Annotated in this window: 32 protein-coding genes and 1 tRNA gene; 9 read left to right on the forward strand and 24 right to left on the reverse strand. The window is 70.4% G+C overall.

Going from position 1 to position 24,401, the window contains the following annotated elements:
- From ACZ4S3_RS22880 to ACZ4S3_RS22890, 3 genes are all read right to left on the reverse strand, one after another.
- Nucleotides 1–164 (reverse strand): MerR family DNA-binding transcriptional regulator (locus tag ACZ4S3_RS22880; protein ID WP_467937563.1); only part of this gene is annotated, 164 nt, incomplete at its 3' end.
- A 284-nt stretch (nucleotides 165–448) separates the two neighbouring features.
- Nucleotides 449–826, reverse strand: coding sequence for a hypothetical protein (locus ACZ4S3_RS22885; RefSeq protein ID WP_467937031.1), 378 nt, complete (start codon nucleotides 824–826; stop codon nucleotides 449–451).
- A 203-nt stretch (nucleotides 827–1,029) separates the two neighbouring features.
- The gene (locus tag ACZ4S3_RS22890; protein ID WP_467937032.1) at nucleotides 1,030–1,224 is read right to left on the reverse strand and encodes a hypothetical protein; all 195 of its coding nucleotides are present in this window, start codon (nucleotides 1,222–1,224) and stop codon (nucleotides 1,030–1,032) included.
- Between the two features lie 124 nt (nucleotides 1,225–1,348).
- On the opposite strand from ACZ4S3_RS22890, the gene ACZ4S3_RS22895 reads away from it, so the two are divergent.
- Entirely contained in the window at nucleotides 1,349–1,849 is a 501-nt protein-coding gene (locus ACZ4S3_RS22895) for a TetR/AcrR family transcriptional regulator C-terminal domain-containing protein (protein WP_467937033.1), read from the forward strand.
- Between the two features lie 16 nt (nucleotides 1,850–1,865).
- On the opposite strand, the gene ACZ4S3_RS22900 is transcribed toward ACZ4S3_RS22895, so the two are convergent.
- The 3 genes from ACZ4S3_RS22900 to ACZ4S3_RS22910 form a co-directional block, all read right to left on the reverse strand.
- Complete coding sequence (locus ACZ4S3_RS22900; RefSeq protein WP_467937035.1) at nucleotides 1,866–2,714, reverse strand: MerR family transcriptional regulator; 849 nt, start codon at nucleotides 2,712–2,714, stop codon at nucleotides 1,866–1,868.
- Between the two features lie 58 nt (nucleotides 2,715–2,772).
- Nucleotides 2,773–3,675 carry a DUF2268 domain-containing putative Zn-dependent protease gene (locus ACZ4S3_RS22905; RefSeq protein WP_467937037.1) on the reverse strand — a complete coding sequence of 301 codons (903 nt, stop codon included), beginning with the start codon at nucleotides 3,673–3,675 and terminating at the stop codon, nucleotides 2,773–2,775.
- A gap of 129 nt (nucleotides 3,676–3,804) precedes the next feature.
- Entirely contained in the window at nucleotides 3,805–4,191 is a 387-nt protein-coding gene (locus tag ACZ4S3_RS22910) for a hypothetical protein (protein ID WP_467937039.1), read from the reverse strand.
- Between the two features lie 282 nt (nucleotides 4,192–4,473).
- On the opposite strand from ACZ4S3_RS22910, the gene ACZ4S3_RS22915 reads away from it, so the two are divergent.
- Nucleotides 4,474–5,097 (forward strand): SUKH-4 family immunity protein, encoded by a 624-nt coding sequence (locus tag ACZ4S3_RS22915; RefSeq protein ID WP_467937041.1) that lies wholly within the window; start codon nucleotides 4,474–4,476, stop codon nucleotides 5,095–5,097.
- A 111-nt stretch (nucleotides 5,098–5,208) separates the two neighbouring features.
- Here ACZ4S3_RS22915 and ACZ4S3_RS22920 read toward each other — a convergent pair whose 3' ends face one another.
- The 3 genes from ACZ4S3_RS22920 to ACZ4S3_RS22930 form a co-directional block, all read right to left on the reverse strand.
- A complete protein-coding gene (locus ACZ4S3_RS22920) occupies nucleotides 5,209–6,051 on the reverse strand; it encodes a YceI family protein (protein ID WP_467937043.1) in 843 nt (280 codons plus the stop codon).
- 230 nt (nucleotides 6,052–6,281) lie between these two features.
- Nucleotides 6,282–8,795, reverse strand: coding sequence for an MFS transporter (locus ACZ4S3_RS22925; RefSeq protein WP_467937045.1), 2,514 nt, complete (start codon nucleotides 8,793–8,795; stop codon nucleotides 6,282–6,284).
- A 101-nt stretch (nucleotides 8,796–8,896) separates the two neighbouring features.
- A complete protein-coding gene (locus ACZ4S3_RS22930; RefSeq protein ID WP_467937047.1) occupies nucleotides 8,897–9,370 on the reverse strand; it encodes a MarR family winged helix-turn-helix transcriptional regulator in 474 nt (157 codons plus the stop codon).
- Between the two features lie 248 nt (nucleotides 9,371–9,618).
- On the opposite strand from ACZ4S3_RS22930, the gene ACZ4S3_RS22935 reads away from it, so the two are divergent.
- The 3 genes from ACZ4S3_RS22935 (at nucleotide 9,619) to ACZ4S3_RS22945 (ending at nucleotide 11,363) form a co-directional block, all read left to right on the forward strand.
- Nucleotides 9,619–9,843 (forward strand): hypothetical protein, encoded by a 225-nt coding sequence (locus tag ACZ4S3_RS22935; RefSeq protein WP_467937049.1) that lies wholly within the window; start codon nucleotides 9,619–9,621, stop codon nucleotides 9,841–9,843.
- 372 nt (nucleotides 9,844–10,215) lie between these two features.
- Entirely contained in the window at nucleotides 10,216–10,473 is a 258-nt protein-coding gene (locus ACZ4S3_RS22940; RefSeq protein WP_467937051.1) for a hypothetical protein, read from the forward strand.
- Nucleotides 10,474–10,529: 56 nt separating this feature from the next.
- Nucleotides 10,530–11,363 carry a GNAT family N-acetyltransferase gene (locus ACZ4S3_RS22945; protein ID WP_467937053.1) on the forward strand — a complete coding sequence of 278 codons (834 nt, stop codon included), beginning with the start codon at nucleotides 10,530–10,532 and terminating at the stop codon, nucleotides 11,361–11,363.
- A 21-nt stretch (nucleotides 11,364–11,384) separates the two neighbouring features.
- Here the strand turns inward: ACZ4S3_RS22945 and ACZ4S3_RS22950 are convergent, their stop codons facing one another.
- The 6 genes from ACZ4S3_RS22950 to ACZ4S3_RS22975 form a co-directional block, all read right to left on the reverse strand.
- Nucleotides 11,385–11,858 carry a VOC family protein gene (locus tag ACZ4S3_RS22950; protein ID WP_467937055.1) on the reverse strand — a complete coding sequence of 158 codons (474 nt, stop codon included), beginning with the start codon at nucleotides 11,856–11,858 and terminating at the stop codon, nucleotides 11,385–11,387.
- Nucleotides 11,859–12,065: 207 nt separating this feature from the next.
- Nucleotides 12,066–12,836 carry a hypothetical protein gene (locus tag ACZ4S3_RS22955; RefSeq protein WP_467937057.1) on the reverse strand — a complete coding sequence of 257 codons (771 nt, stop codon included), beginning with the start codon at nucleotides 12,834–12,836 and terminating at the stop codon, nucleotides 12,066–12,068.
- Between the two features lie 203 nt (nucleotides 12,837–13,039).
- Nucleotides 13,040–13,888 carry an RNA polymerase sigma factor SigF gene (locus ACZ4S3_RS22960; RefSeq protein ID WP_467937059.1) on the reverse strand — a complete coding sequence of 283 codons (849 nt, stop codon included), beginning with the start codon at nucleotides 13,886–13,888 and terminating at the stop codon, nucleotides 13,040–13,042.
- 191 nt (nucleotides 13,889–14,079) lie between these two features.
- Nucleotides 14,080–14,889, reverse strand: a complete 810-nt coding sequence (locus ACZ4S3_RS22965; RefSeq protein WP_362702785.1) for an RNA polymerase sigma factor SigF — start codon at nucleotides 14,887–14,889, stop codon at nucleotides 14,080–14,082.
- 201 nt (nucleotides 14,890–15,090) lie between these two features.
- A complete protein-coding gene (locus ACZ4S3_RS22970; RefSeq protein WP_467937062.1) occupies nucleotides 15,091–15,384 on the reverse strand; it encodes a Dabb family protein in 294 nt (97 codons plus the stop codon).
- 61 nt (nucleotides 15,385–15,445) lie between these two features.
- Nucleotides 15,446–15,610 (reverse strand): hypothetical protein, encoded by a 165-nt coding sequence (locus ACZ4S3_RS22975; RefSeq protein ID WP_362702783.1) that lies wholly within the window; start codon nucleotides 15,608–15,610, stop codon nucleotides 15,446–15,448.
- A gap of 714 nt (nucleotides 15,611–16,324) precedes the next feature.
- On the opposite strand from ACZ4S3_RS22975, the gene ACZ4S3_RS22980 reads away from it, so the two are divergent.
- From ACZ4S3_RS22980 to ACZ4S3_RS22990, 3 genes are read left to right on the forward strand one after another with little or no spacing between them, the layout of a single operon-like run.
- Nucleotides 16,325–17,104, forward strand: a complete 780-nt coding sequence (locus ACZ4S3_RS22980) for a DUF2127 domain-containing protein (RefSeq protein ID WP_467937064.1) — start codon at nucleotides 16,325–16,327, stop codon at nucleotides 17,102–17,104.
- Between the two features lie 30 nt (nucleotides 17,105–17,134).
- On the forward strand, nucleotides 17,135–17,554 hold the full coding sequence (locus ACZ4S3_RS22985; RefSeq protein ID WP_467937066.1) for a hypothetical protein: 420 nt from the start codon (nucleotides 17,135–17,137) through the stop codon (nucleotides 17,552–17,554).
- A gap of 35 nt (nucleotides 17,555–17,589) precedes the next feature.
- Nucleotides 17,590–18,402, forward strand: a complete 813-nt coding sequence (locus ACZ4S3_RS22990; RefSeq protein WP_467937068.1) for a hypothetical protein — start codon at nucleotides 17,590–17,592, stop codon at nucleotides 18,400–18,402.
- A gap of 221 nt (nucleotides 18,403–18,623) precedes the next feature.
- Here ACZ4S3_RS22990 and ACZ4S3_RS22995 read toward each other — a convergent pair.
- From ACZ4S3_RS22995 to ACZ4S3_RS23010, 4 genes are all read right to left on the reverse strand, one after another.
- Nucleotides 18,624–18,714, reverse strand: a tRNA-Ser gene (locus ACZ4S3_RS22995).
- A 100-nt stretch (nucleotides 18,715–18,814) separates the two neighbouring features.
- A complete protein-coding gene (gene tadA / locus ACZ4S3_RS23000) occupies nucleotides 18,815–19,315 on the reverse strand; it encodes a tRNA adenosine(34) deaminase TadA (RefSeq protein ID WP_467937070.1) in 501 nt (166 codons plus the stop codon).
- Nucleotides 19,316–19,374: 59 nt separating this feature from the next.
- Entirely contained in the window at nucleotides 19,375–19,923 is a 549-nt protein-coding gene (locus ACZ4S3_RS23005) for a tRNA adenosine deaminase-associated protein (protein ID WP_467937072.1), read from the reverse strand.
- Nucleotides 19,924–20,111: 188 nt separating this feature from the next.
- Nucleotides 20,112–20,312, reverse strand: a complete 201-nt coding sequence (locus ACZ4S3_RS23010; protein WP_467937074.1) for a hypothetical protein — start codon at nucleotides 20,310–20,312, stop codon at nucleotides 20,112–20,114.
- Between the two features lie 301 nt (nucleotides 20,313–20,613).
- Here ACZ4S3_RS23010 and upp point away from each other — a divergent pair, with 301 nt between their 5' ends.
- The gene (gene upp, locus ACZ4S3_RS23015; RefSeq protein ID WP_467937076.1) at nucleotides 20,614–21,249 is read left to right on the forward strand and encodes a uracil phosphoribosyltransferase; all 636 of its coding nucleotides are present in this window, start codon (nucleotides 20,614–20,616) and stop codon (nucleotides 21,247–21,249) included.
- Between the two features lie 72 nt (nucleotides 21,250–21,321).
- On the opposite strand, the gene ACZ4S3_RS23020 is transcribed toward upp, so the two are convergent.
- The 5 genes from ACZ4S3_RS23020 to ACZ4S3_RS23040 form a co-directional block, all read right to left on the reverse strand.
- Nucleotides 21,322–21,975, reverse strand: coding sequence for a LytR C-terminal domain-containing protein (locus ACZ4S3_RS23020; protein ID WP_467937078.1), 654 nt, complete (start codon nucleotides 21,973–21,975; stop codon nucleotides 21,322–21,324).
- 110 nt (nucleotides 21,976–22,085) lie between these two features.
- A complete protein-coding gene (locus ACZ4S3_RS23025; protein WP_467937080.1) occupies nucleotides 22,086–22,400 on the reverse strand; it encodes a type II toxin-antitoxin system VapB family antitoxin in 315 nt (104 codons plus the stop codon).
- A 186-nt stretch (nucleotides 22,401–22,586) separates the two neighbouring features.
- On the reverse strand, nucleotides 22,587–23,165 hold the full coding sequence (locus ACZ4S3_RS23030) for a DUF4232 domain-containing protein (protein WP_467937082.1): 579 nt from the start codon (nucleotides 23,163–23,165) through the stop codon (nucleotides 22,587–22,589).
- A gap of 82 nt (nucleotides 23,166–23,247) precedes the next feature.
- Complete coding sequence (locus ACZ4S3_RS23035; RefSeq protein WP_467937084.1) at nucleotides 23,248–23,748, reverse strand: hypothetical protein; 501 nt, start codon at nucleotides 23,746–23,748, stop codon at nucleotides 23,248–23,250.
- A complete protein-coding gene (locus ACZ4S3_RS23040; RefSeq protein WP_467937086.1) occupies nucleotides 23,745–24,389 on the reverse strand; it encodes an RNA polymerase sigma factor in 645 nt (214 codons plus the stop codon). The genes ACZ4S3_RS23035 and ACZ4S3_RS23040 overlap by 4 nt, the downstream gene beginning before the upstream one ends.
- Between the last annotated feature and the right edge of the window lie 12 nt (nucleotides 24,390–24,401).

A 24,401-nucleotide genomic window follows, 5' to 3' on the forward strand; every position in this document is an offset into this window, starting at 1 on the left:
TCGTAGAGCCGATAACCGGCGGGACTACGAGTGGTCGGCGCTACCACCCCCGAATCCGAGTAGAACCGGATGGTCCTCACAGACAAGCCGGTCCGTCGGGAAAGCTCCCCGATCGAGTAGAGGGTCGTAACGTCCATGTCCCCCACTCTGCTGTCTCCAGTCACTGGAGACTCAAGGCCATTCCCCAGCTGGGCCCCGACCGAGACCTCCTCCGAGGTACTGAAGCATGCGTCGCGTGCTCTCCGCTGACCGCCAGGATGAAACGGGCACGCCTTGCACGCGCTGGGCGAGCGAGGGCAGCGACATGCGGCACCGCTCGCTGGCGGCCTACGGCTACGAGCCCTTGGACTCAATCATCTAGCGCAACGGCACTCGGGCCGGGCCTCCAAAGGAGACCCGGCCCGAGTGAACCGACGAACGGTGACCGGCTACCACCGGATCAGACCGGCTACTGCCGGATGAGCAGGACCGAGTTGATCGGTGTCAGGTCCTTGACGAAGGACTGGCCGGCGGCCATCCAGCCCTGGCAGTCGCCGGTGCCGTTGTAGCCGGTGCAGGTGCGTACCCACGCGCCGCCGGTCTGGTTGTTGAAGATCATGTGGTTGCCGACCTGGCCCGACAGGTTGTGGGCCCCGTAGCTGTAGTACGTGTTCGACGGGTGGTCGTTGTTCCAGCCGGCGTTCTGCGGGTAAATGCAGAAGGCTCCGGCCGGGCAGCCGTGGACGGTGCCGGCCGCCTGGGCGGCGCTGGCGGTGGTGGCGCTGACGGTGGTCAGGGCGCCGGCGGCAAGCGCCAGGGCGGCGAAGGCGGTGGCGATCTTTCGCATGCTGTTCCCCCTACTGGTCTGGTGATGCGACGTGCCGTGCAGGCCCCCGGCCGCCTGCTGCTGCGCATGCGGCGCGGGGGCTGTACCGCCGTCGCGAGAGGCAGTTTGCCCGAGACGCCGGGGTCGCACCATCTATTCGTTCTGGGTCGAAATCGGGGGCGGAAAAGCCGGTCGTGTGCTAGCGGCTCAGGACGTCCGGTGGGTCAGAGACGGACGCCGAGGATGCTCCAGTCGGCCGGGCTGGGGTAGTCCGTGAAGAGGCCGCTCAGGGGAGCTTTGATGTTGGGCTGAATCGGGGCCGGCGCGTCCTTGGGAGCGGCCATCGCCTGCGCCGGGATGGGGGCGAGAAGAAATGCCGCCAGGGCGAGGCCGGTGAGTACACGGGGTGTGGTCGTCATGCCGTGCCAACGAGACGACGCTGGTGGCGTCACCGCACGATGCCCCATCCAGGGCCTGACAGGTGAGGGGGGAGGTGCGGGAGAGAGGTGCTTGTCGCCGGGGGTCTGCAGCCCCCCCGGCAGGATGAGCCGTTGGTCGAGCCGTTGGGACTGCCGCGACCAGCTGCGCCTCCTGGCCACCGGCTACTGCGACATGCTGCTGCGCCACCCCTGGGCGGCCCGGCTCCTGGGCGAGTTCATCAACGTCGGCCCGCAGGCGACGGCCTTCGCCAACGCCAGTTTGCGGATCATGCGCCGCAGCGGCCTGAGCCCGGTGGAAACCTCCGGCGCGCCGGCCTCGGTCTTCCAGTTCGTCTACGGCTTCTCCACCATCCGCGGCCTCCACGAAGCCCGTTGCCGCGCCGCGGGCCTGAGCCTCGACGACTACTTCGAGCAGGTCGTCGCCGCGATCTCGGAACGCCCGGAGTTCGCCGAAATGATGGAGCTGTCCATGCGCACCACGAACGTCCAGGAGGGCGGGAGCGCGCTGGAGATGCTCGACCGCGACTTCACGTTCGCGCTGGATCTGCAGATCGCGGGGATCGAGGCGATGCGGGAGCGGGACGCCGGTCCGGCGGGGCCGTAGAGCCCATCGAGCGGGCTCACTCCCACCTCGCGGACTCCGGGTCGACGCCGTGGGCCTCGGCGTTCGCGAAGAGCACGTCGCGCAGCCAGACGGTGAGGCCCGGCGCGACGGTGTCGAAGTACTCGGTGTACCCGGGATCGCTGACGTACGTCCGCCCCAGGCAGGCCTGCATCGCATGGGTGCAGTCGAAGTACGTCGAGAGCAACGCGCGGTGCCGCTCGGCGAGGGCGTTCGCTTCGTCGGAGCCGGGTGCGACGCCGGCGCGCTGCGCCGCGGCGAGGTCGGCGTTCAGCGCCTCCGTCGTGGCCGCGACCCGCTTCCAGTCCTCCGGGGTCATCCCGGCGGCCCGCTCGGCGTACTGGGCCCACTGTGCGCTGTCGCCCCAGCGGTCCTCGGCCTCCTCGACCCAGGCGGGCTGCCAGTCGTCGCCGAAGATGTCGACCTGCTCCTGCGGAGTCAGCCGCATCCCGGGCTGCGCGGCCGCCATCATGCGATCGACGGCGCAGAGCATCGTCTCCAGGCGGGAGATGCGCTCCACGAGCTGTGACCGCTGCCGGCGCAGGTGGTCGCGCGCGTCGGCGCGCGGGTCGTCGAGGATCCGGCCGATCTCGGCGAGCGGAAGCCCGAGCTCCCGGTAGACCAGGACCCGGTGGATCCGGGCGATGTCCTCGCCCGAGTACACCCGGTACCCGGCCATGGTGCGCCCGCCGGGACGCACGAGGCCGATCGCGTCCCAGTGGTGCAACGCCTTCACACTGACGCCCACGAGCGCGGCCGTCCGGCCGACGGTGAGGCCGTCAGGGCCGTCCGGTTCGGCGTTCTCCCCGGCGCGGGTCGGCTCCGGTTCGCGCGCCTCACTCGTCATCGGCCCAGTGTCGCTCACCTCGCCGGGCGCCGACGTCGCTGCGCGGTCCGCGGGTGCGTCATGCGCGGGTCGGCACGCCCGCGCTCGTGAGGATGTCGCGGGCCGGCAGCGCGACGCTCTGGGCGGCGGTCAGCCCGGAGGCCGCCAGGTGGGCGTCCACGATCCGCAGGCCGGCCGCGTATCCGGCGAAGTCCGGCAGTCCGACGGGCTGCTGCCCCATGAGCTGAGCGGTGGCATCGCCGTGCACGTACGCGGTCAGGTTCTGCATTCCGGCCACGTCGATCCCGGCCGTGATCTTCGCGTGGGCCTCGTCCAGTTCCGCGCCGGACAGCGTCGTCGTCCAGGGCCCCATGGCCCGCTCGCCGGCCAGTTCCCGTACGAACGCCTCGGCCAGCCCCTCGGCCACGACCTGCTCGCCGACCGTGACCGTCCTGGGGTCCCAGACGACATTGGAGTAGCGCACGTTGTGGTGGAGCTCGTGCGCGGCGGCGTGGTCGATCTTCGCCAGGCTGGTCTCGTCGGGCCACATCACCAGATGGATCGCCCCGGGGAAACCGCCCAGGCCGAAGTAGCCGCCACTGCGCACTGTGAGGTGGTGGTCATCGGGGTTGCCGAGCGTGAGGATGACATGCACGGTCTCGGCGCTCTTGGTTCCGGGGGGCATCGCACCGCTCAGCCGCTCCCACGCCGCGGCGAGGCGGTCCTCGATCCGCTCCCACACCCCCGCGTCCCGCATCCGCCCCAGGGCCGTCAGATAGCGCGGGTCCTCACGGTCGATCCGGAAGCCACTGCCCAGCTGCTGGTGCATCTGGACCGCGTCCAGATCGGCAGCCCCGGTCACAGCGGACATGACGGTTTGCAGCGGGCGGTAGATCTCCCGTAGGGCGTCGGGCCGCTCCTCCAGCGGGCGCTGCAGGAGGTCGGACATCGAGGACGCCGTGTCATGAACAACGATCTTCATGTCCTGGACCGTAGGGCCTCCTGTTGCGGGAGGGTCAAGCCGCGCGGGCGGACGGACCGTCCGCGGCGGCAACTCGGGCCGGGCCCCGCGAGGAGGCCCGGCCCGGCTGCATGCGTCTGCCCCGAACGACTACTGCCTGATGAGGAGCACCGAGTTGATCGGTGTCAGGTCCTTGACGAAGGACTGGCCGGCGGCCATCCAGCCCTGGCAGTCGCCCGTGCCGTTGTAGCCGGTGCAGGTGCGTACCCACGCGCCGCCCGTCTGGTTGTTGAAGATCATGTGGTTCCCGACCTGGTTGGACAGGTTGTGGGCCCCGTAGCTGTAGTAGGTGTTCGACGGGCGGTCGTTGTTCCATCCGGCGTTCTGCGGGTAGATGCAGAAGGCCCCGGACGGGCAGCCGTGGACGGTGCCGGCCGCCTGGGCGGCGTTGGCGCCGGTGGCGGTGGCGGTGGCGGTGGCGGTCAGGGCGGCGGCCGCGAAGGCGAGTGCCGCGGCGGCCTTGGTGATCTTGCGCATGGCGGTCCCCCTGTTTTCGTGGTCGTGGTGCACGACGCGTCGTACGGACCCGCTGCCGCGGATGCGGTGCGGGCGGCCGTACCCCCGTCGCGACAGGCAGTTTGCCCGAGTCGCCGGGGTCGCACCATCTATTCGATCTGGACCCAAATCGGGGGCGGAAAGCGCCCGTTGCGTGATGGGCGACGGCCGGCTGTCAGTGGCCCGTTGTAGGTTCGGCGAAGCCGCGAGGAGCGGTGCGGATCGGCGTGCATCAACGTGGGTCGGCGTGGATCAGGGGGAAGAATGAACGTCGACGAGTGGATCGCTGCGGCCGCGAACCCGACGGCGCAGTGGCTGGAGTCCTGTTTCGGCGCGGGTTCGCTCTGGCGGCCCGAGGAGTCGGAGCTGCCGGAGCGACTGGAGCACGAGGAGACCAGGAAGTTCCTGACCACGGTCGGTTTCCCGGCGGTCCGGATCGAGTGGTTCCTGGAGGTCTTCGAGTTCGACTCCTGCGAGCTCAAGGACGAGGACAGACCGTGGGCGGAGGACCCGGACGAGCTGTTCGGGCGACGGAGGCCCGACGACGACTCCCCGCCGAGGAAGTACGCCTTCAGGTTCGGTGAGTACGAAGGGTTCTCGCTGATGCTGGACGGCGTGGCGGGACGTATCGACCTCTACGACCCGAACGGCTGGGACCACGCCGGAGGCTACGGCGGAGAGGTGCATTCGTCCCTGCCGGTCCTGGCGGGGGCGCTGGGACTGGCCACCAAGTTCGCGCAGCCGCTCGCGGGACCGGAGGGGCCGGAGGCCCTCGGACTCTTCCGGCAGGCGATTGAGGAACTCGACCCGGACGTCGCATCCGTCCTGTGGGAGAACGTCTTCACCATGCTGGAGGAGGAGTGCGAGCTGACGGGGGAGACGGGCTGACGGGGGGAGAGACGCTGACGGCGCGGAGGCGGACCGAGGGCCGCAGCGGCTCGGTTCCTGGCGGCGTCCCGCCGCGGATCCGCCGCCGCGGCCGGCGCGTCGCTCCACCGCTCAGCCCATCGGCAGGTTCTCCCCCTGCACCGCCTGGATGTCCAGCTCGACCTTCAGCGTGGTCCCGATCGCCGCGATACCGGCCGCCACGACCTGGTTGTAGTTCATCTTGAAGTCCTCGCGCCGCAGTTCGGCGGTGGCGCGGAAGGCGGCGCGGACGCCGCCCCACGGGTCGGGGCCGGTGCCGAGGTAGCTCAGGTCGAGGGCCACGGGGCGTACGACACCGTGCAGGGACAGGTCGCCGTGGACCGTCCAGCGGTCGGGGCCGGCCGCCGACAGGCCGGTGCTGCGGTAGGTGAGCTCGGGGTACTCCTCCACGTTCAGGAAGTCCTCGGAGCGCAGGTGGCCGTCGCGCATGCCGTTGCCGGTGTCGATGGAGGCGGCCTTGATGGAGGCCTCGACGACCGACTTCTCCAGGTCCTCGGCGATCTCGATGCGGCCGCTGAACTCGGTGAACCGGCCGTGCACGCTGGAGATGCCCAGGTGCTGGGCGACCGCGGCCACCGTCGAATGCATCGGGTCGATGGTCCAGGCGCCGGGCGGAGGCAGTTCCGCCCCGCCCTGGCGGGCCACGACGACCGTGCCCACGTCCATCCGGCCGCTCGCCGTCACGATCGCGCTGGAGGCGACCGGGGCGTAGCCGACGGCCGTCACGATCACCGTGTACGGGCCGGCGGCCAGCGGCTGTGCGTCGCGGATCGTGCCTTCCTCGTCGGCGGATGCGCGCAGCACCTGCGCGCCCGTCATGTCGGTGACGGTCAGTACGGCGTGCTGGACCGCCCAGCCGTCGCGTGTGCGGACCTGAGCCCGCAGTCCCGCGGTTCCCGCGCCCGTCGAAGTCATTACCTCTCCCGTTTGTTGCCTGTGCGGTGCCCCGTGCTCGAGCCAAGCGAGAGCTTGGGGGCGAATCGGGCTCCGGACGGCGGCGTGCAGGCCGTCCCCTGCCTGTGCGCAACGCCGCCGCCGGAGCCCTGGGGTCCGGGCCGGGGCGCGTCTCCGCTCAACGCGCGCCCCGGTCCGGGGTATTGCCGCCCGGGATGCTCCGCTGTGCGGGATCCCGGGTCCGTCCGGGGTCAGTCCCCGGGGTGGGCGAGCTCGACGTCGTAGCCGTCGACCCCGCGTGCGTCGACCGCAAGGCCGGTGGCGACCGGCGGGTAGCCGCTCGCGATGACCGTGTAGTCGCCACCGTCCAGGTCGGTGAAGGCGTAGGCGCCGTCGTCCCCGGTGGTCGAGGTGGCCACGACGTTGCCCGCCGCGTCCACCAGTGTGACGCGGGCGTCGGGCAGCGGGGTGCGCTGGGCACCGGCCCGTACGACGCCCTGGACCCGTGCGCCGGACAGCAGCTCGACCTCGATACGGGTCGTGCCCTGGCCGCCGACCTCGACCGGCAGTGCCGACGGGCGGTAGTTGGCGGCGTTCACGGCGAGGGTGAACGTTCCGGGCGCCAGCTCGTCGAAGGCGAAGTAGCCCTCGGCGTTGGTCTTCCCGGTGGCCAGCACCTCGCCGCGGACATCGGTGACGACGACCATCGCCCCGTCGACCGGCTGGCCGCTGACCGCGCTGCGGACCTGGCCGCCGAGGCCGCTGGTGCCGCTGAGCAGGATGTCGTAGCCGAAGGCCGTCTCGCCGACGACGACCGTGGAGGCCTGCGGCTGGTGGCCGTCGGCCGCGGCTATCAGGACGTACGACCCGGCGCCGGGGGCGTTGAGCACGTACGAGCCGTTGGCCTGGGCGACCGCGCGGCCCAGCTGACGCCCGCTGAGCGAGATCAGCGTGACGGCCGAGCGGGGCACGGGGTTGCCCTCCGCGTTGCGCACGAAGCCGTGGATCGCGGGGCCGGGCGGGGTGCCGTCACCGGCGGAGGCGTACGCCGCCAGCGGCTGGGCGGCCGCCGCGACGGCCGGCTGCGCCCAGGAGGGGGTGTGGCCGTCGCCGTCGTCGGAGACTGCGGGGGCGGCGCCCACCAGGGCGGGCTCCCGGTCCTCGATGACGGGCGCTGCGGCAGCGGTGTCGGCCGGGGCGACCGCGGGGATCACCGCGGGGGTCACCGGCTCTTCGCCGCTCGAGCTCTGGGCCAGTCCGCCGCGCGTCTTCAACGCGACCTCCTTGATGAACAGGGTGAAGAGGAAGGCGAGCAGCGCGCAGGGCGCCGCGTACAGGAACACATCGCCGACACCGTGACCGTAGGCGCTCTCCATGACGGTGCGCAGCGGCGCCGGGAGGGCGTCCAGGTCGGGGATGCCGCCGCTGTTACCGGCGCCGTGCGCGGCGGCCTTGGCGGCCTTGGGGCCGAGGTCGGCCAGGCCGTCCTTGACGTAGTGGGTGACGCGGTTGGCGAGCACCGCACCGAGGGCCGAGACGCCCACCGCGCCACCGAGGGAGCGGAAGAAGGTCACGACGGACGAGGCGGAACCGAGGTCCTGAGGGGCCACCTGGTTCTGCGTGGCGAGCACCAGGTTCTGCATCATCATGCCGATGCCCAGGCCCATCAGGGCCATGAAGATCGCGATGTGCCAGTACTCGGTGTCGTACCGGATGGTGCCCAGCAGGCCCAGGCCGGCGGTCAGCAGCACACCACCGGAGACCAGCCAGGCCTTCCAGCGGCCGGTCTTGGTGATGACCTGGCCGGAGACGGTCGAGGCGATGAACAGCCCGCCGATCATCGGGATCGTCATCACGCCGGACATCGTCGGCGACTTGCCGCGCGCCAGCTGGAAGTACTGGCTGAAGAAGACGGTGCCGGTGAACATCGAGATACCGACGAAGAGCGAGGCCACCGAGGCCAGGGTGATCGTCTTGTTGCGGAACAGCCGCAACGGGATGATCGGCTCCTTGGCCTTGGACTCGATGAAGACGAAGATCGCGCCGAGCGCGATCGCGCCGCCGACCATCGCGGCGGTCTGCCACGACATCCAGTCGTACTTGTCGCCGGCCAGCGTCACCCACACCAGCAGCAGCGAGACCGCCGCGCTGATGAAGAAGGCGCCCGCCCAGTCGACCTTGACGCCCTCGCGCTTGACGACGGGCAGCTTCAGGGTCTTCTGCAGCACGATCAGGGCGATGATCGCGAACGGCACGCCGACGTAGAAGCACCAGCGCCAGCCGAGCCAGCTGGTGTCGGTGATGACGCCGCCGAGCAGCGGGCCGCCGACGGTGGCGACGGCGAAGACCGCGCCGAGGTAGCCGCTGTACCGGCCGCGCTCACGCGGCGAGATCATCGCGGCCATGACGATCTGGGCCAGGGCGGACAGACCGCCCACGCCTATGCCCTGCACCACACGGCAGGCGATCAGCATGCCGGTGTTCTGCGAGAGCCCGGCGACGACCGAGCCCGCGACGTAGATGACCAGCGCGAACTGCACCAGCAGCTTCTTGCTGAACAGGTCGGAGAGCTTGCCCCACAGGGGCGTGCTCGCCGTCATCGACAGCAGTGCGGCGGTGACGACCCAGGTGTAGGCGCTCTGTCCGCCGTCGAGGTCATGGATGATCTCGGGCAGCGCGTTGGAGACGATCGTTGACGACAGAATGGCGACGAACATGCCGAGCAACAGCCCGGACAGCGCCTCCATAATCTGGCGGTGCGTCATGGGGGCCCCGTCGGCGGCGCCGTGTCCGCCTCCGTGTCTGGCGTGGCCGCCCCGCACACCGGCTGGTGAGGTCGTAGCCATGTAGTTCCTTTGCTTCCTTTTCATCCTGCGGGTGTACGGGTGAGGGAGTCGTGATGCGCCCGGGTACGGCAGTCGCCGAAGCTCGTACGGAGCCTGGCGAGCAGCTCGATGAGGTGCCCGACGTCGGTGTCGGTCCAGTCGTCCAGGTACCGGGCGAGAGTCTGGGTGTAGCGCTCGGAGAGTTCGGCCAGGAGTTCCCGGCCGCTCGGGGTCAGACGCAGCAGTCGCGACCGCTTGTCCGCCGGATCGGGCTTGCGCTCGATCCAGCCGCGCTCAGCGACGTGCGCGACATGCCTGCTGGTCACCGACATGTCGATCGCGAGCAGCTCGGCGAGCTGGCTCATCCGCATCTCGCCATGGCGGTCGAGAAGGGTGAGCAGGCCGGCCGATGCGGGCGGGCAGTCCTGAGGCAGGATCCGTCCCATTTCCCGCTTGACGGCGCCGATGGCGCTGAGTTGCCTGGCCAGCTCTTCGTACTGACTCTGAGCGGCCACGGGCTCCTCCACGCATCTTCACTGCACGTCTACGTCTTCATTTCTTGAACATCTTTGTTGCTTGAGGCAACCATAGATTATGTTGGTTGCTGAAGGCAAACTTGTTTCGGGCGTCTGGGGTAAAGCGAACGAAAAGTCTGGGTCGGGTCGAGGTCAATGATCCCGCCCGTACTCACATAAGTGCAGGTCATGTGGGTACGCGCCCCAGGGGTGCCCCTCGGACACCCAGTTCGCTAGGGTCCTTCCCCATGGCGACCAACCCGCAGAACCAGGCCGGTGGCAACTTCGACCCGGCGGGCAGCACCCAGATGTTCCGCGCTTTCGTGGACGAGGGCGGAACCCCCGAGGGCCCGAACGGCCGCCGCGCGGCGGCGCCGCAGCAGAGCGGTGGCGGGGCGCGCGTGGGCGTCATCGTGGGCGTGATCGTGGCGGTTCTGGTGATCGCGGGAGCGGCCTGGCTGGCGCTGAAGTAGGCGCACCGTAGACCGCTGCGCCTACGTCTTCCCCCGCTGCCTCTTCCCCCCCCAGCCTCTGCCCCCCCACCTCGTCCCCTCACCTCTTCCCTCCACAGGTCTTCCGTACGAACGGGGGTCCGGCGATCGCCGGACCCCCGATTGCTGTGGCCGCCTGGCCGAGGCCGAGCGCCGTGGCCCGGCTATTACTCCCCCCAGGTTCTCTCGAGGGCATGTCGCGGTGCGCTGCGCGATGGGCGGAACGGCAAATGGTTCGATCGCGGCATGGGACGTTCAGGACACGGCAGCGGGCGGCCGCAGCGCTCCGCCCGGCGGGAGATCACGCGAGCGACGCCACCTGCACCTGCCTTCGGGCAGCGAGGGTGATCGGGTGTGAAGGACGAATTCCCGGCGGCTCTCGATGAGCACGATGAGCACGAGGGGATCGCGGCCAGGCCGGTGCTCTCCCTCGAAATGAAGCACGGCACTTTGCAGTTCACAGCACCCAAGGGGGCCACCATTCAGCCTCACATCACGGTGGTGAACGAGGAAGGGACCGCCGTGGCGACGTACACCGCCGGGCCCGCCCGCTTCGAAGGGGGCGCCGAGGTTCCCAGCGAGGGCTGCGGCGTGGAATTCGGCGATGTGTAGGGGCCGGAGGGGCCGGAGGACCGGGCGCGGCGGCACGTACGGCGAGGGGACGACGCGTGGAATCCGCGGCTGAGCTGGCGGCGGCGTATGACCGGCAGGTAGGAAGCCGTGGGTTCGGTGCCAGGGGGGACTTCGTGGGCCGGGTGGGGCCGGACGCCGAGCGCGTCGGACCCGTGTGGCGCAGGTTCCTGCCGGGGCAGGGCGGGCTGGTTTTCTCCTCGGACCGCGATCTGCCGGAGCTGACCGGCCGGCAATGGGATGCGCTCATCGCCGAGCAGTGTGCGTACTGCACGGAGCGCCGTCTGCCGCTGGAGTGGGACCATCACGACGGACTCCCCACCGACCTCCCGGAACGGCTTCAGGCCGCCGGCTTCAAGGCCCGTGAGCCGGTTGCGGTCATGATCGGCGAGGCGGGCGACATCGTCTCCGCCCTGGGCACCCGGGCTCGGCTGCCGGACGACGTACGACTGCGGCGCGTCACCCGTCGCCATGAGTTCCAGGCCGTGCAGCAGCTGATGGAGACGGCCCGGCCCGGGACGGAATGGGACTGGCTGCCTGCCGCGCTGGAGCACTGGATGACGGCAACGGACGACCCCTGCACGGTCGTTGTGGCGGAGTCGCGGGACGGTGAGGTGGCTTCCGCCGGGTGGGCCCGCTTCCACGCGGAGAGCGAATTCGCCTCGTTGTGGGGCGCTGCGACCCTGCCCGCACGGCGCGGGCAGGGTCTGTACCGCGCCCTGGTCGGGCACCGCGCGGCGCTCGCCGTCGACCGCGGCTTCCGCTACCTCCAGACCGAAGCCCTCCCCACCACTCAGCCGATCCTCGCCCGGCTGGGACTGACCACGGTGCGCATGCTGACGCCGTACTGCTTCACGCCGGATACGGCGTGACGGGGCGCGGCTGACCGGCCGCTAGCCCTGGTCCGCCGCCGCCTGCAGCGCCGCGATGTCGATCTTCTTCATGCCGAACATGGCCTGCATGGCCCGCGTGACGCGGCTCTGGTCAGGGTCGCTCATCAGCTCGGCCATTCCGGTCGGTACGACCTGCCAGGACAGGCCGTACTTGTCCTTCAGCCAGCCGCACGGGCCTTCCTCGCCGCCCTTGGAGAGGGTGTTCCAGTAGTAGTCGATCTCGTCCTGGTCGGCGCAGGTGATCTGGAAGGAGATCGCCTCGTCGAAGGTGAACTGGGTGCCGCCATTGATCGCGGTGAATTCCCTGCCGTCGAGGATGAAGTCGACGGTCAGGACGGTGCCGGCGGGGCGCGGTCCGGCCTCGGTGTAGTAGGAGATGTTCTTGATCTTCGAGTTCGGGAACACCGAGACGTAGAACTCGGCGGCCTCCACGCTCTGGGTGTCGAACCAGAGGCTGGGCGTGATCTGCGGCATGGCACTCTCCTGGGGTCGATGGCTTTGCTGACGCGGCCGGCTGGGCGCGGCGGTTGTGCCTGTAGCAGTACTGACCGGCCCGGCGGGCTGAAGTCATCGGCCATCGGGAGGAAATCTCCGCAGACGTTCGCGGGGGCTCGCGGCGGCCCGCTTCGCGATGCGGATCACCGGGGCCGTGCTCGCGCTCCTTCGACGGGAATGAGGCGTCTACGTCCAGTGGAAGGTGACGTCCCGGGTGTCGAGGTGCATCCCCAGCGGTACGCGCCAGCCGTCCACGCACACCCGCCAGGTGCCCGTCCGCTTCTCGCCGGGGGCGAGCGGCAGGGGGAGTTTGTGGGTGGAGTCGATGGTCGCCCAGTCGATGCCGAGGGCGCCGATGACGTGGGTGCCGAAGGTGACGGTGCCGTCGGTCACCGGGTGCTTGCCGGTGTTGAGGAAGTCGAGGGTGACCTTCTCGCACCAGCGGACGTCGGTGTCGGCCAGGTGCGGCTTGCCGACCAGGAGGCCGGCGGGGGCGCCGGGGCCGGCGGGGATGGTGGGGGAGGGAGGCTCGGGGGAGGGGGAGCCGTTGCCGCTTCCGCCTCCGTTGCCGCTGCCGGGGGAGCCGGGCTCCGCCGAAGGGCCGGGCGTGGTGGGGGAGTTGGCGGAGGGGGCGTGGGGGGTGGTGCCGCCCGCGTCGCCGTTCGGGTCTCCGGCGCTCGCGGCGCCGCTGTCCGGCCCGGAGGGCGAGCCTGATGAGGGGCGGCGGGAGGGGGAGCGCGTATCGGCGCCGTGGTGGTCATCGCCGCCGCCGTCCAAGGGGCTCAACTCCACCCCGCCCTGGGGCGGTACGGCCTTCGTCGGGGCCCGACTGTCGGCGGGGCCTGCCGCGCCCACCGCGACATAGCTCTTGTGGGCCGCGCTTCCGCAGCCGGTGAGCAGGACGCCCAGGCACACCACGGCCGCCGAGGCGGAGGCAACAGTCGTCGTCCGTCGCATCGGGCCAGTGTCACTGACGATGCGTCAGGAGTACAGAGGGGGCGCGTAGAGAGGAGGTACGTCCAGAGGAGGTGCGTCCAGAGGAATACGGGTGAGTGCAGGTGAGTGCAGAGGTTGTGCGGCGCCACAGAGGGCGGTCGTATGGATCACGGCGCCTTCTTGCAGCTGTCCGCCGAGCGGCGCGCCCCTCGGCGGACCGGACCTCAGTCGGCGATGAGCCCGTCGCGCAGCTGCGCCAGGGTGCGGGTGAGCAGCCGGGAGACGTGCATCTGGGAGATGCCGACCTCCTCGCCGATCTGGGACTGCGTCATGTTGGCGAAGAAGCGCAGCATGATGATCTGGCGCTCGCGGGGCGGGAGTTTGGCCAGCAGGGGCTTGAGGGACTCGCGGTACTCCACGCCCTCCAGTGCGCTGTCCTCGTAGCCCAGGCGGTCCGCGAGGGAGCCCTCGCCGCCGTCGTCCTCGGGGGACGGGGAGTCGAGGGAGGAGGCGGTGTACGCGTTGCCGACCGCCAGGCCGTCGACGACGTCCTCCTCCGACACGCCCAGGCACACGGCGAGTTCGGGGACCGTGGGAGAGCGGTCCAGCTTCTGGGCGAGCTCGTCGCTGGCCTTGGTGAGGGCGAGGCGGAGCTCCTGGAGCCGGCGCGGGACCCGTACCGACCATGACGTGTCGCGGAAGAAGCGCTTGATCTCACCGACGACGGTCGGCATCGCGAACGTCGGGAATTCCACGCCGCGTTCGCAATCGAAACGGTCGATGGCCTTGATCAGACCGATGGTGCCGACCTGGACGATGTCCTCCATCGGTTCGTTACGGCTGCGGAAGCGCGCCGCGGCGTAACGGACGAGCGGGAGGTTCAGCTCGATGAGGGTGTCACGGACGTAGGTGCGCTCCGCGCAGTCCTTGTCGAGCGTGGCCAGCCGCAGGAACAGGGAGCGGGAGAGCGTGCGGGTGTTGATGGCGTCGTCGTTGTGCACGTGGTCGTGCAGGTGCGGCGCGGGCGCGGGAATCGCGGGAAGCACCTTCGAGCTGCCCAGTTCTACGGACATGCCACCCCCTTGAGGTGTCGCTGCGGTGTCCTCGGGCCAAGGCGGACCGAGGAGTTATGCCTCCACCTGAATACCGGAGGCAGCGGCACGGCAAACGCGGTTTCTGCAGAATGTCACATGTCGGCAACACGCTGTAGCGCCTTGTCGACATATCTGTGCAGGACTGTACGGGAACGGGTACCTCGTCCCGGTTAGGCGTCGATCCTGTTTGCGGATCGCAGTCGGGCGAAGCTCCGCGACAGTAGCCGGGAGACATGCATCTGCGACACCCCCAGTTCCGCGCTGATCTGTGACTGCGTCAGATTGCTGTAGTAACGGAGGAGAAGGATGCGCTGCTCACGCTCGGGAAGCTGGACGAGGAGGTGCCGTACGAGGTCGCGGTGCTCGACGCCGGCCAGCTCGGGGTCCTCGTAGCCGAGGCGGTCCAGCAGGCCCGGCAGGCCGTCGCCCTCCTGGGCGGCCTCCAGAGACGTCGCATGGTACGAGCGGCCCGCCTCCAGGCAGGCCAGCACCTCGTCCTCACCGATCTTCAGCCGCTCGGCGATCTCGGCGGTGGTCGGGGAGCGGCCGTGCAGCACCGTCAGATCCTCGGTCGCGCCGTTGACCTGCACCCACAGCTCGTGGAGGCGGCGCGGGACATGCACCGTACGGACATTGTCCCGAAAGTAGCGTTTGATTTCGCCGACGACGGTCGGCATCGCAAAGGTCGGGAACTGGACGCCCCGGTCCGGATCGAACCGGTCGATCGCATTGATCAGCCCGATGGTGCCGACCTGGACGACGTCCTCCATGGGTTCGTTACGGCTGCGGAAACGGGCCGCGGCATACCTGACCAGCGGAAGGTTGGCCTCGATGAGCGCGGCGCGGACCCGGGTGTGCTCGGGGGTGCCGGGCTCGAGACCCGTCAGTTCCGCGAACAGCACCTGTGTGAGCGCCCGCGTGTCCGCGCTACGGCTCTCGCGGGATGGAGCCTTGGGCGCAGTACGGGCCGTCACGGTCACGCCACCCTTCACAGTGCATGTATCCGGCAAAAGCGGTCATAGCATCACAAGACATGTGCACTGTGTGCAAGCACCCCATAACGCCGTGTTGAAGGGAGAGTTGGATGGTGGCGCGGGCGGGCTTTTCCTGTACGGGGGCGGGGTACGGCGAAGCCCCCCACCCGTAAGGGGTGAGGGGCTCGGAGTGCGGGGTGCCGGGGCTCAGAACTCGTAGTCGGCGATCACCCAGGTGGCGAATTCACGCCACTGACCGGCGGCCGCCTGGTGGGCCGGGTGCTCGATGTAGCGCTTGAGGGCGTCGGTGTCGGCCACGGCCGAATTGATCGCGAAGTCGTAGGCGATCGGGCGGTCGGTGATGTTCCAGGCGCACTCCCAGAACGTCAGCTCCGGGATCTGGCCCTCCAGCTCCGCGAACGCGCGAACGCCGGCCTGCACCCGCTCCTCGTCGCGGGAGACACCTTCGTTGAGCTTGAACAGGACCAGGTGGCGGATCACTGGGACCTCCGTGCGGCGGACGATGCGCGGCCGTCGGGTGACCGGCCGGCGCCCCAGCCGTCTACTTGATCAGCTGGGTCATGAACTCGCCGACGCCCTGAGCAGCGGACGAGATGCCCTCGAAGCCTATCTGGACGAGATCGGCGGCCCGTCCCGGGGACGTAATGATCGTGTAGAGCACGAAGACGATGACCAAATACAACGCGATCTTTTTCGCCTGCGCCATCGGTCCCGTCTCCCCTGTCCCCTACGGCAGTGCCCTGAATTTCCCCTGCAGTGCCGCTGCACTTCGCGGCCCGATGCAGTCGGGTGAGTGTAACCACAGGTGTTCGACTGTGGCAGCTGTGACGGATGCGCCGGTGGGCGGCCGCCTTGCCGCCGCGCCGACGCTGATCTGGCCTTTAAGGACCAAAGGCCCGCCAAGGAAGGCCGTTTGCCGGGTGGCGGAGGCGGGCGGCGGAGGCAGCATGGGGGTGTGCCCGGCGGATCTGGCAGGAACCCGCGGGGCCCGGGACCGCGGCCTCACTGCGGGGTCCGCGCCGCTCTCCCCCTGACTGCGGCGTGGACTTTGGGGTCCGGTCCCCATCGGGGGGAGCGGCTGTCCCCCCGATGCCGCTTCCCCCGACCGGCCAATGGCCAGGCTCAATGGCCGGGCCCAACGGGCACGCCCAACGGCCAGGCCCAGGGTTCAGGCCAGGGGCAGCCCAGCCCTCCCCGGCCGCCCCTTCCCCTCGGCGCCGCAGATGCCCGAGATCCGGCCCGCACCCCTTCCTCTCTGCAACTCTGCAACCGGCCGTACGGTGAGGCGCGTCCCCCACCCCGTACGGCCTGGATGCCCTGCGCGGCATGCATCATGTACGCGACAGAGCAGAGCGTGGCAGCGCGCCGCGGCACGGCGCCGGGCCACGCGGAAGGACGAAAGGAACACGGGGCACCGACGATGAAGATCGACTGGGACCGGCGTACCTGCGCGCGCCGCGGGCACATCACCTACCTCCCGCAGGAGGAACACCTGCGGGAGAAACTGCGCGCGGCCACCGCGGTCGGCGAGGCGTGGCGCTGTCTGCGCTGCGGTGACTTCGCCCTCGGCGCGCCGCACGGCTCCGGCCCGGCCGCCGACGCCCCGCTGGTCCCGCGCGGCAAGGTCCTGCGCGACCTGTTCATCCTGCGCTTCCTGGCCGTCGAGCGCGCGATCCGTGGCGTGTTCATCGTGCTGGCCGCGGTCGGGGTGTGGCAGTTCAGCAACCGCAAGGACGCGGTCCGGCGGTTCTTCGACGAAAACCTCGATGTGATCCGCCCGGTGGCCCGGCACTTCCACTACGACCTGGACCACTCACCGGTCGTCGGCACCATCCAGAAGACCTTCGGCTACCAGCACTCCACCTTGATGCTGGTGGCCGGGCTGCTGCTCGCGTACGCCCTGGTGGAGATCATCGAGGGCGTGGGGCTGTGGCGTGCCAAGCGGTGGGCGGAGTATCTGACGGTGGTGGCGACGGCCGCCTTCCTGCCGCTGGAGATCTACGAGCTCACGGAGAAGGTGAGCTGGCTCAAGATCGCCACGCTGGTGATCAACATCCTGGCGGTGCTCTACATCGCGGTCACCAAGCGGCTGTTCGGACTACGAGGCGGCCGCAAGGCCTTCGACGAGGAGCGGCAGAGCGCCTCCCTCCTGGAGGTCGAGACCTCGGCAGGGGTGCCCACCCCCGCCCATAATGGCTGACGCCACGACGACCTCAGGGGGAATCTCACGATGTCTCATACCGCGTACACCCGTACAGTTCCGCACAAGCGACGCCGTCCGGCCGCCGTCCTGGCCCTTCTGTTCGGCCTGCTGGCCATGAGCGCCGGGCCGGCCGTGGCCGCGGAGAGCGCCGCGGAGCCCCGCACCTCGGTCGTCGCCGCACCCGCGTCCGCGCCGGAGTTCGGGCGGCACGGCAGCCACAGCTCCTTCTCGCACCACTCGACGCACTCGAGCCACTTCCAGACGGTCTCCAAGGAGAAGAAGTCGTCGAAGTGGAAGAAGAAGGTGAAGAAGAAGTCGAAGGGCTTCTTCAAGAAGCTCGGCATCATCGCGATCGTGCTGTTCGTGATCTTCCTGATCATCGCGATCGTGGTGATCTGGCTGATCGTCCACTTCATCCGCCGCGCGCTGGGCCGTCGTCACGACTGACGGTCCGACACTTCTCCGGAGGGCGGGATACGGCCATGTCCGAGGCGGTCTACGGATTGCTGGGCGCGGTCGGCGGGGCGCTGCTCACCAGCGCCGCCGCCTACTGGGGGCCCTTGCAGATGCAGCGGCGTGCGTTCGCGGCGCAGCGCGAGCAGGACGAGGCCGCCCGCCGGGATGCCGAGGCGGCGGGCGAAGAGGCGAGCCGGCAGGCCGACGAGGAACGGGCGGTCGCCGTCGCCTCGCGGCAGGCGGCGCGCGAGGAGGCCCTGGCGGCCCAGGCGCAGACGCGCCGGGAGGCCGAGACGACCCGCATCATCCGGATGCGGACCACCACACGTGAGTGGAGCGATCTGCTCGCGCGGACCATCCAGGACCTCGGGCTGGGGCGGCCGGTGGACATCGAACGCTTCGACGAGGCGGTGCTCACCGCCCGCAGCGCGGCGCAGTCCGCCCTCGACCACGCCCTGCACGACGGCATCTGGATCCACCAGTCCGGCTACGGCTACCCCGCGGCGGCGTCCCGATTCGAGGCGCCGCCGCGCGGTGGTTACGGCTACCCCGGCGCGCCGCCGGGCCCCGCCGTACCGCCGAGTGGCTCCGCCGAGCAGCTGCGGGTGCTGGATGCGCTGGGGCGGGTGACCCGGCTCACCAGGGAAGCGGTCATCAAGGCCGAGCCGCTGGACGCCGGGACCTCCGCGGCCCTGCGGCGCGCGCTCGATACGGCCGACGAGGCGCGCGGCGCCCTGTCCGCGGAACTCCTGAACCGGCTGGAACAGGTCCTGGGCGGCGTCACCGTCATCGGTGGGCCGGCGATCGGCCGCCCTCCGCTGCCGCTGCCGCCGGGGTGACCGGCCGCCTCTCAGCGCGGTTTCACGCAACACGCCGCAATGCATCAGCCAACGCATCGGCCAATGCACCGCCCAACGCATCGGCCAACTCCGGTGCCCTGCCTCCGGGCTGGGGCGGCGTCCTGACGAGCGGAGCCGGCGCCGGGCCGCATCACCGTCCGCGCAGGGCCTCACGCAAAACACCCCTCCGACCGCGTTTCCGCAGTTCGGAGGGGTGTTGCTGGCGGTAGCGGTGGGATTTGAACCCACGGTGACGGGTTACGCCACACTCGCTTTCGAGGCGAGCTCCTTCGGCCGCTCGGACACGCTACCGAGAGAGAGCTTAGCCCAAGGGGGGCCGTGCGCCGAAATCGGATTACGGCCGGCGGCCAGAATTGGGCCAAGAAGGGGCCCTGACGGGGCCAGGACGGGGTCAGCGGTCCCGGAAGAAGGCGGTGAGGAGGGCGGCGCAGTCGGCCTCGAGGACGCCGGTGATGACCTCGGGGCGGTGGTTGAGGCGACGGTCACGGGTGACGTCCCAGAGGGAGCCGGCGGCCCCTGCCTTGGCGTCGCGGGCGCCGTAGACGACGCGGTCGACGCGGGAGAGGACGAGCGCGCCCGCGCACATCGTGCAGGGTTCGAGGGTGACAAGGAGCGTGCAGCCGGTCAGGCGCCACTGCCCGACGGCCCGCGCCGCTTCCCGCAGTGCCAGGACCTCGGCATGCGCGGTCGGGTCGCCGGTGGCCTCGCGTTCGTTGTGGCCGGTGCCGATGACGGTGCCGTCGGCGGACAGCACAACGGCGCCCACCGGGACGTCTCCCGTCCCGGTGGCGCGGGCGGCCTCGTCCAGCGCCCGCCGCATCGGGGCGATCCAGGGATCGCGCAGCGGGTCGGGCGCGGGGGAGGGGTGCGGGGCGGATGGAGGGACGGTCATGTACCCAAGTGTCGGGGACGTGACCGGGGGCGCGGGCCCGGCGCCGGGCCCGGCCGCTATCAGCGCACGGCTTCCAGGACCTCAGTGCAGCCCAGGGAGTCGGCGATGGTGGAGAGCGCGTCGCCGTCCAGGGCGAGCAGCTCCTTCTCGCTGACACCGAGGTCGGCCAGGAGCCCGAAGTCGCCGAGCGGGCCGGACGCAATGGCGAGGCTCTCCGAGCCGTTCACCGCGTCAATGGTGTCGTCGTTATCAACGTTGTCGTCAGTTTCCGGTTCGCCGTCCTCCGTGCCGTCCAGGTTGAGGCTGTCCAGATCGTCCGCGTCATCGTTATCGCGGCCCAGCAGCTCGTCGGTCAGCATCGCTCCGTACGAGCTTTTGGCGGCAGCGGCGGCATTGGAGAGGAAGACCCGTGGGTCTTCCTCGCCGTCCACCCGGATGACGCCGAACCAGGCGTCCTCCTGCTCGATGAAGGCCACCACCGTGTCGTCGTCGACCGCCGCCTCTCGGGCCAGATCGGCCAGATCGGACAGGGTCTCCACTTCGTCGAGCTCCGTATCGCTCGCTTCCCACCCGTCTTCGGTGCGCGCGAGCAGTGCGGCGAAATACACCGTGACTCTCCCACCTGTCATAACGTCCGGGCCGGGCGGGGACGACGCTGTCGCGTCGCGGGTCCCGCCCCTTCGGAATCGTGGCAGAAACATGGCGTTCGCGCGGGGTCTTCGACGCTGCGTCGTGCGGTCGTTGTGAGAGATGTCGCTCACGTGCCGCAGTGCGGACGGGCGCGCGGGGCGTACGGCTACCAGCGGAATGTGCGCATCCGCATGGCCTGGCGCATCCGGGCGGCCCGTGCGCGGCGGGGCTGGACGCGGTCCCGCAGCTCCTTCGCATCGTGCCGCTCACGCAAAAACTGGGCCCGCCGCCGTCGGCGCGCCGCCTCGCTCTCGACGTCGTGACCGGCGTTGTGCGCGTCGTCGGGCCGCGGCTGAGGGTCGGGCATGCTGCCATCACCTCGCACGGCATCGGAAGAGAAATCCGGAAGCGAGAACCGGGAGCGAGAACTAGGAACGGCCCAGGAGAAGAAATCGGCCTTATGTTCCTATTTTCCCCCTTTGTGGTGTGTTTGTGCCAGCGAAGCCGCGACATCGACGCGCTCTGAAGAACCTGCCGAGCAATGGCGCCAAGGGGCCTTGGGCTCGATGCACGGCGTGAAGGGAGCTGTCTTGCGTCACCCGCCGGTAGCCTTGAGGGCTGGGTCGCTGCTGCGGCCGTTGTTGCAGATCAGACCCCTGGAGGAAATTGTGCGCTTGCACGTCGTCGACCACCCGCTGGTGGCGCACAAACTCACCACGCTGCGCGACAAGCGCACCGACTCCCCGACTTTCCGGCGGCTGGCCGACGAGCTGGTCACCCTGCTCGCCTACGAGGCCACCCGGGATGTGCGCACCGAGCGGGTCGACATCGAGACCCCGGTGACGGCGACGACCGGTGTACGGCTCTCGCACCCGCGCCCCCTGGTCGTACCGATCCTGCGGGCCGGTCTGGGCATGCTGGACGGCATGGTCCGGCTGCTGCCCACCGCCGAGGTCGGCTTCATGGGCATGGTCCGTAACGAGGAGACGTACGAGGCCCACACGTACGCGACGCGGATGCCCGACGACCTCTCCGGCCGTCAGGTGTACGTCGTCGACCCGATGCTCGCCACCGGCGGCACCCTGGTCGCGGCGATCCGTGAGCTGATCAAGCGCGGTGCGGACGATGTCACCGCGATCTGCCTGCTGGCCGCGCCGGAGGGCGTCGAGGTCATGGAGAAGGAGCTGGCCGGCGCGCCGGTGACGGTGGTCACCGCGGCGGTCGACGAGCGGCTGAACGCGGACCGCTACATCGTGCCGGGCCTGGGCGACGCGGGCGACCGGATGTACGGCACCGCCGGCTGACCCGCCGCCTTCCCTCACCACTCGGGCCCCTCGCCGGCGATCGGCGAGGGGCCCGAGTGTGTGCAAGCGGTGTCAGCACTTGGTGGCGGCGCGGTGTGGCGAGGGTGCCTTCGCCAGCTGGGCCACGGCCTTCTGGGCGTCCTTCGCCTTGGCCAGGTCCTTGAAGGCGGTGCCGATGATCAGGTCGACATCGGCGCCCTTGCGGTTGTCGGTCCGCTGCTCGGCGCCCGCGAGCTGGGTGCCCAGCAGCTTCAGCGGGCCGTACGCGGCGGCCTTGGGGCCCAGCAGTATCCCGACGCCCTTGACCTGCTTGTCGAAGTGGGCCGGGGCGTTGCCCACCTTGCCGATCTTGAAGCCGCGCTTCTCGAGTTCGTCGGCGGTGCGCTTGGCCAGGCCGCTGCGCGGGGTGGCGTTGAAAACATTGATGGTCAGCGCGGCCGGTTTGGGCAGCGGTTTACGGACGGCGGGTTCGGCGTGCGACCGGTCCGCCGCGTCGTCGGGCTTGCATTTCTTCTTGCCCGCAGCGGCCTGGGCGGTATTGCCCTTGCCCCCGAAGACGTCGATGAGCTGCAGGGATCCCCAGCCGACCAGGCCGAGGGCGCAGGCCCCGGCCACGAGGGTGAGGACGATCCGGCGACGGTGCCGGGGACGGCGCATCCGCGGGTACCTGTCGCCCGTAATGCGGTATTTCTTACCGCCCATGCCTGGAGGCGTCAGCATGCTCATGTCCGCAGCGTAGTGCGGGCGGCGTGCCGTGCCTACTAAATGATCAGCCGGTGGTGTGTGAGGCAACCCGAACGGGTCAATACGGGCCGGGGGCGGCGACGTGCGCGGCGTCAGCCCGCTGCGGTGCTGCCGTCCAGTTCGAGCACCCGGGCATGCAGCACCTGGCGCTGCTGAAGGGCGGCGCGCACGGCTCGGTGCAGCCCGTCCTCCAGGTAGAGATCGCCCTCCCACTTCACGACATGCGCGAAGAGGTCGCCGTAGAACGTCGAGTCCTCGGCGAGCAGCGTCTCCAGGTCGAGCTGCTGCTTGGTCGTCACCAACTGGTCGAGGCGTACCGGGCGCGGGGCGACGTCCGCCCACTGGCGGGTGCTCTCCCGGCCGTGATCGGGATACGGCCGCCCATTTCCGATGCGCTTGAAGATCACACGGAAAGCCTACCGGGCGAGCGGCTGCGGGCGCAGCCATGCCACAGGAGCGTAAAGGCGATCAATAGCCGCAAAACAGGAGTGATCATGAGTGACGGCCCTGCATTGGGCCGTTCTTCGGCTAACCGGAAATCGACACGAACGGGGTACGGCGGGCCGGGTCGTACGGCGGCGTGTTCGTGCGGGTCACCACTTCAGGGCGGCCTTGCGGTGCGACTGCCAGTAGGTGACCGCGGCGGTGTGCGGGTTCACCCGGACCAGGGGGCCGCTGTCCAGGCCGACCTGGCAGGGCGCGGTGCGGGGAGCCAGTGCGACGCCGAACTGGGAGATCTTCTCGCCCCTGCCGTGTGCACCGCCGGCGGAGGTGGTGACGGCGGCGTATGCGGTCCTGCCCGGGGCGAGCGTGATGACGGAGCGCGGATCGCTCGGCCCGATCGGCGGGGTGTCGGTCCGTTGTCCGGCGCCGAGGTGCAGGAGCGGGTACGGCTGGGCGGCGAAATCGCAGGGCTTGTCGGAGTAGTTGGTGACGGTCAGGAGCATGCGGCGGGCCGGGTGCCGGACGCCGCGCGCATGGAACCTGAGCATCTCCGGGGTGCAGGCGAGGCGGTCGCCGGGAGCCGGGGGCCGGGACGCGGCGGCGGACCGTGACGGGGCGTGGGGCCTGCTGTTGCCGCCGCCGTCGCGGCAGCCGGTGAGGGAGAGGCCGGCGGCGGCGATGAGCGCGGCAGCGGTTATTCGGCGTCCGATGGCGGCGGCGTACGGCATAGGGGCTCCCCCGGGGCGGGCGCTGCTGAGTGGTGAGGGTCACAATCCTCGGCGGGGGCGTTGGTGATCGGCTAACGCGCTGCTAATGCGGGCGTGCGGTGGGGCTGGGGGAGCCGCTGGTGGGGACGCGGGTGGGGGTGGGCGTGCGGCCGGGTCCGCGGGAGGGGGAGCCGATGATGGCCGAGCGGTCGGGGCCGGGGGAGGGGGTGCCGGTTGAGCGCGGGGGGAGGGGGCGAGTGGGCGGGGTGGAGAGGGAGGGAGTGGGGGTCGGGGTGGGTGACGGTGTCGGGGGCACGGGGGTCGGCGGGGCCGCGGGGGCAGGGCGTACGGGTGGGGTGTCGGGGGTGAGCGCCAGATAGCCGAGCGCTACGGCGGCGGACGCGGCGGCCGCCGCGAGGGGCAGGCCGAAACGTCGCAGCCAGGGCCGGGCAAGGGGCAGCCGTCCGCGCCGCAGCTGTGGGCCCGGCGGCTCGGCGGGCCGCAGGTCCCGTACGTCGATCGAGTCGGCGCGCGCCGCGAACGCCCGGCGCAGCCGCTCCTCGACGGGGCGCCCGGTGCGGCTCTCGTCCGCTCTTCCGTTCACGACCGCGCCTCCAAGATCTTCTCCAGGGAATCCAGGGCGCGGCTGGCGAGGGACTTCACCGCGCCGCGGCTGATGCCGAGGGTCTGCGCGATCTGCGCCTCGGTGAGATCGCCCCAGTAGCGCAGGACGAGGACCTCGCGGCGGCGCGCGGTCAGTTGGCTCAGCGCGGCGAACACCTCGCGGTGCTCCTCGTCCAGGACGATGCGCTCCTCGGCGGACGGGGCGTCCGTCTCGTGGGGCGGCGTGTAGTCGCGGGCCGTACGGCGGCGACGCAGCACCGAGCGGGCCGCGTTGACGACGGCGGTGCGGAGATAGGCGAGGGCGTTGTCGACCTCGCCGAGCCGTTCGCCGTGGCGTTTGTAGAGGGCGGCGAAGGCGTCCTGGACGACGTCCTCGGCGGTGGCCCGGTCATCGACGAGCAGGACGGCCAGCCGGACCATGTTCAGCCGGTGCGCCTGGTAGAGCTCGCTGATCGTCGGGTGCTGGTGGGGCGCATACGCGGGGTGTGCGGCCCCTTGGCGGGGCGCGGCGCGGCGGGCGGTCGCCGGGCGGGCGGTGCGCAGCAGCCACCGCCACAGGGCATGCCGCGGCCCCGGTGCGGCGAACCGTACCGGGGCGGTGTGCGGGACGACGTACTCCATGGGGGCGCGGCG

This window comes from Streptomyces sp. NPDC028368, from assembly GCF_055565615.1.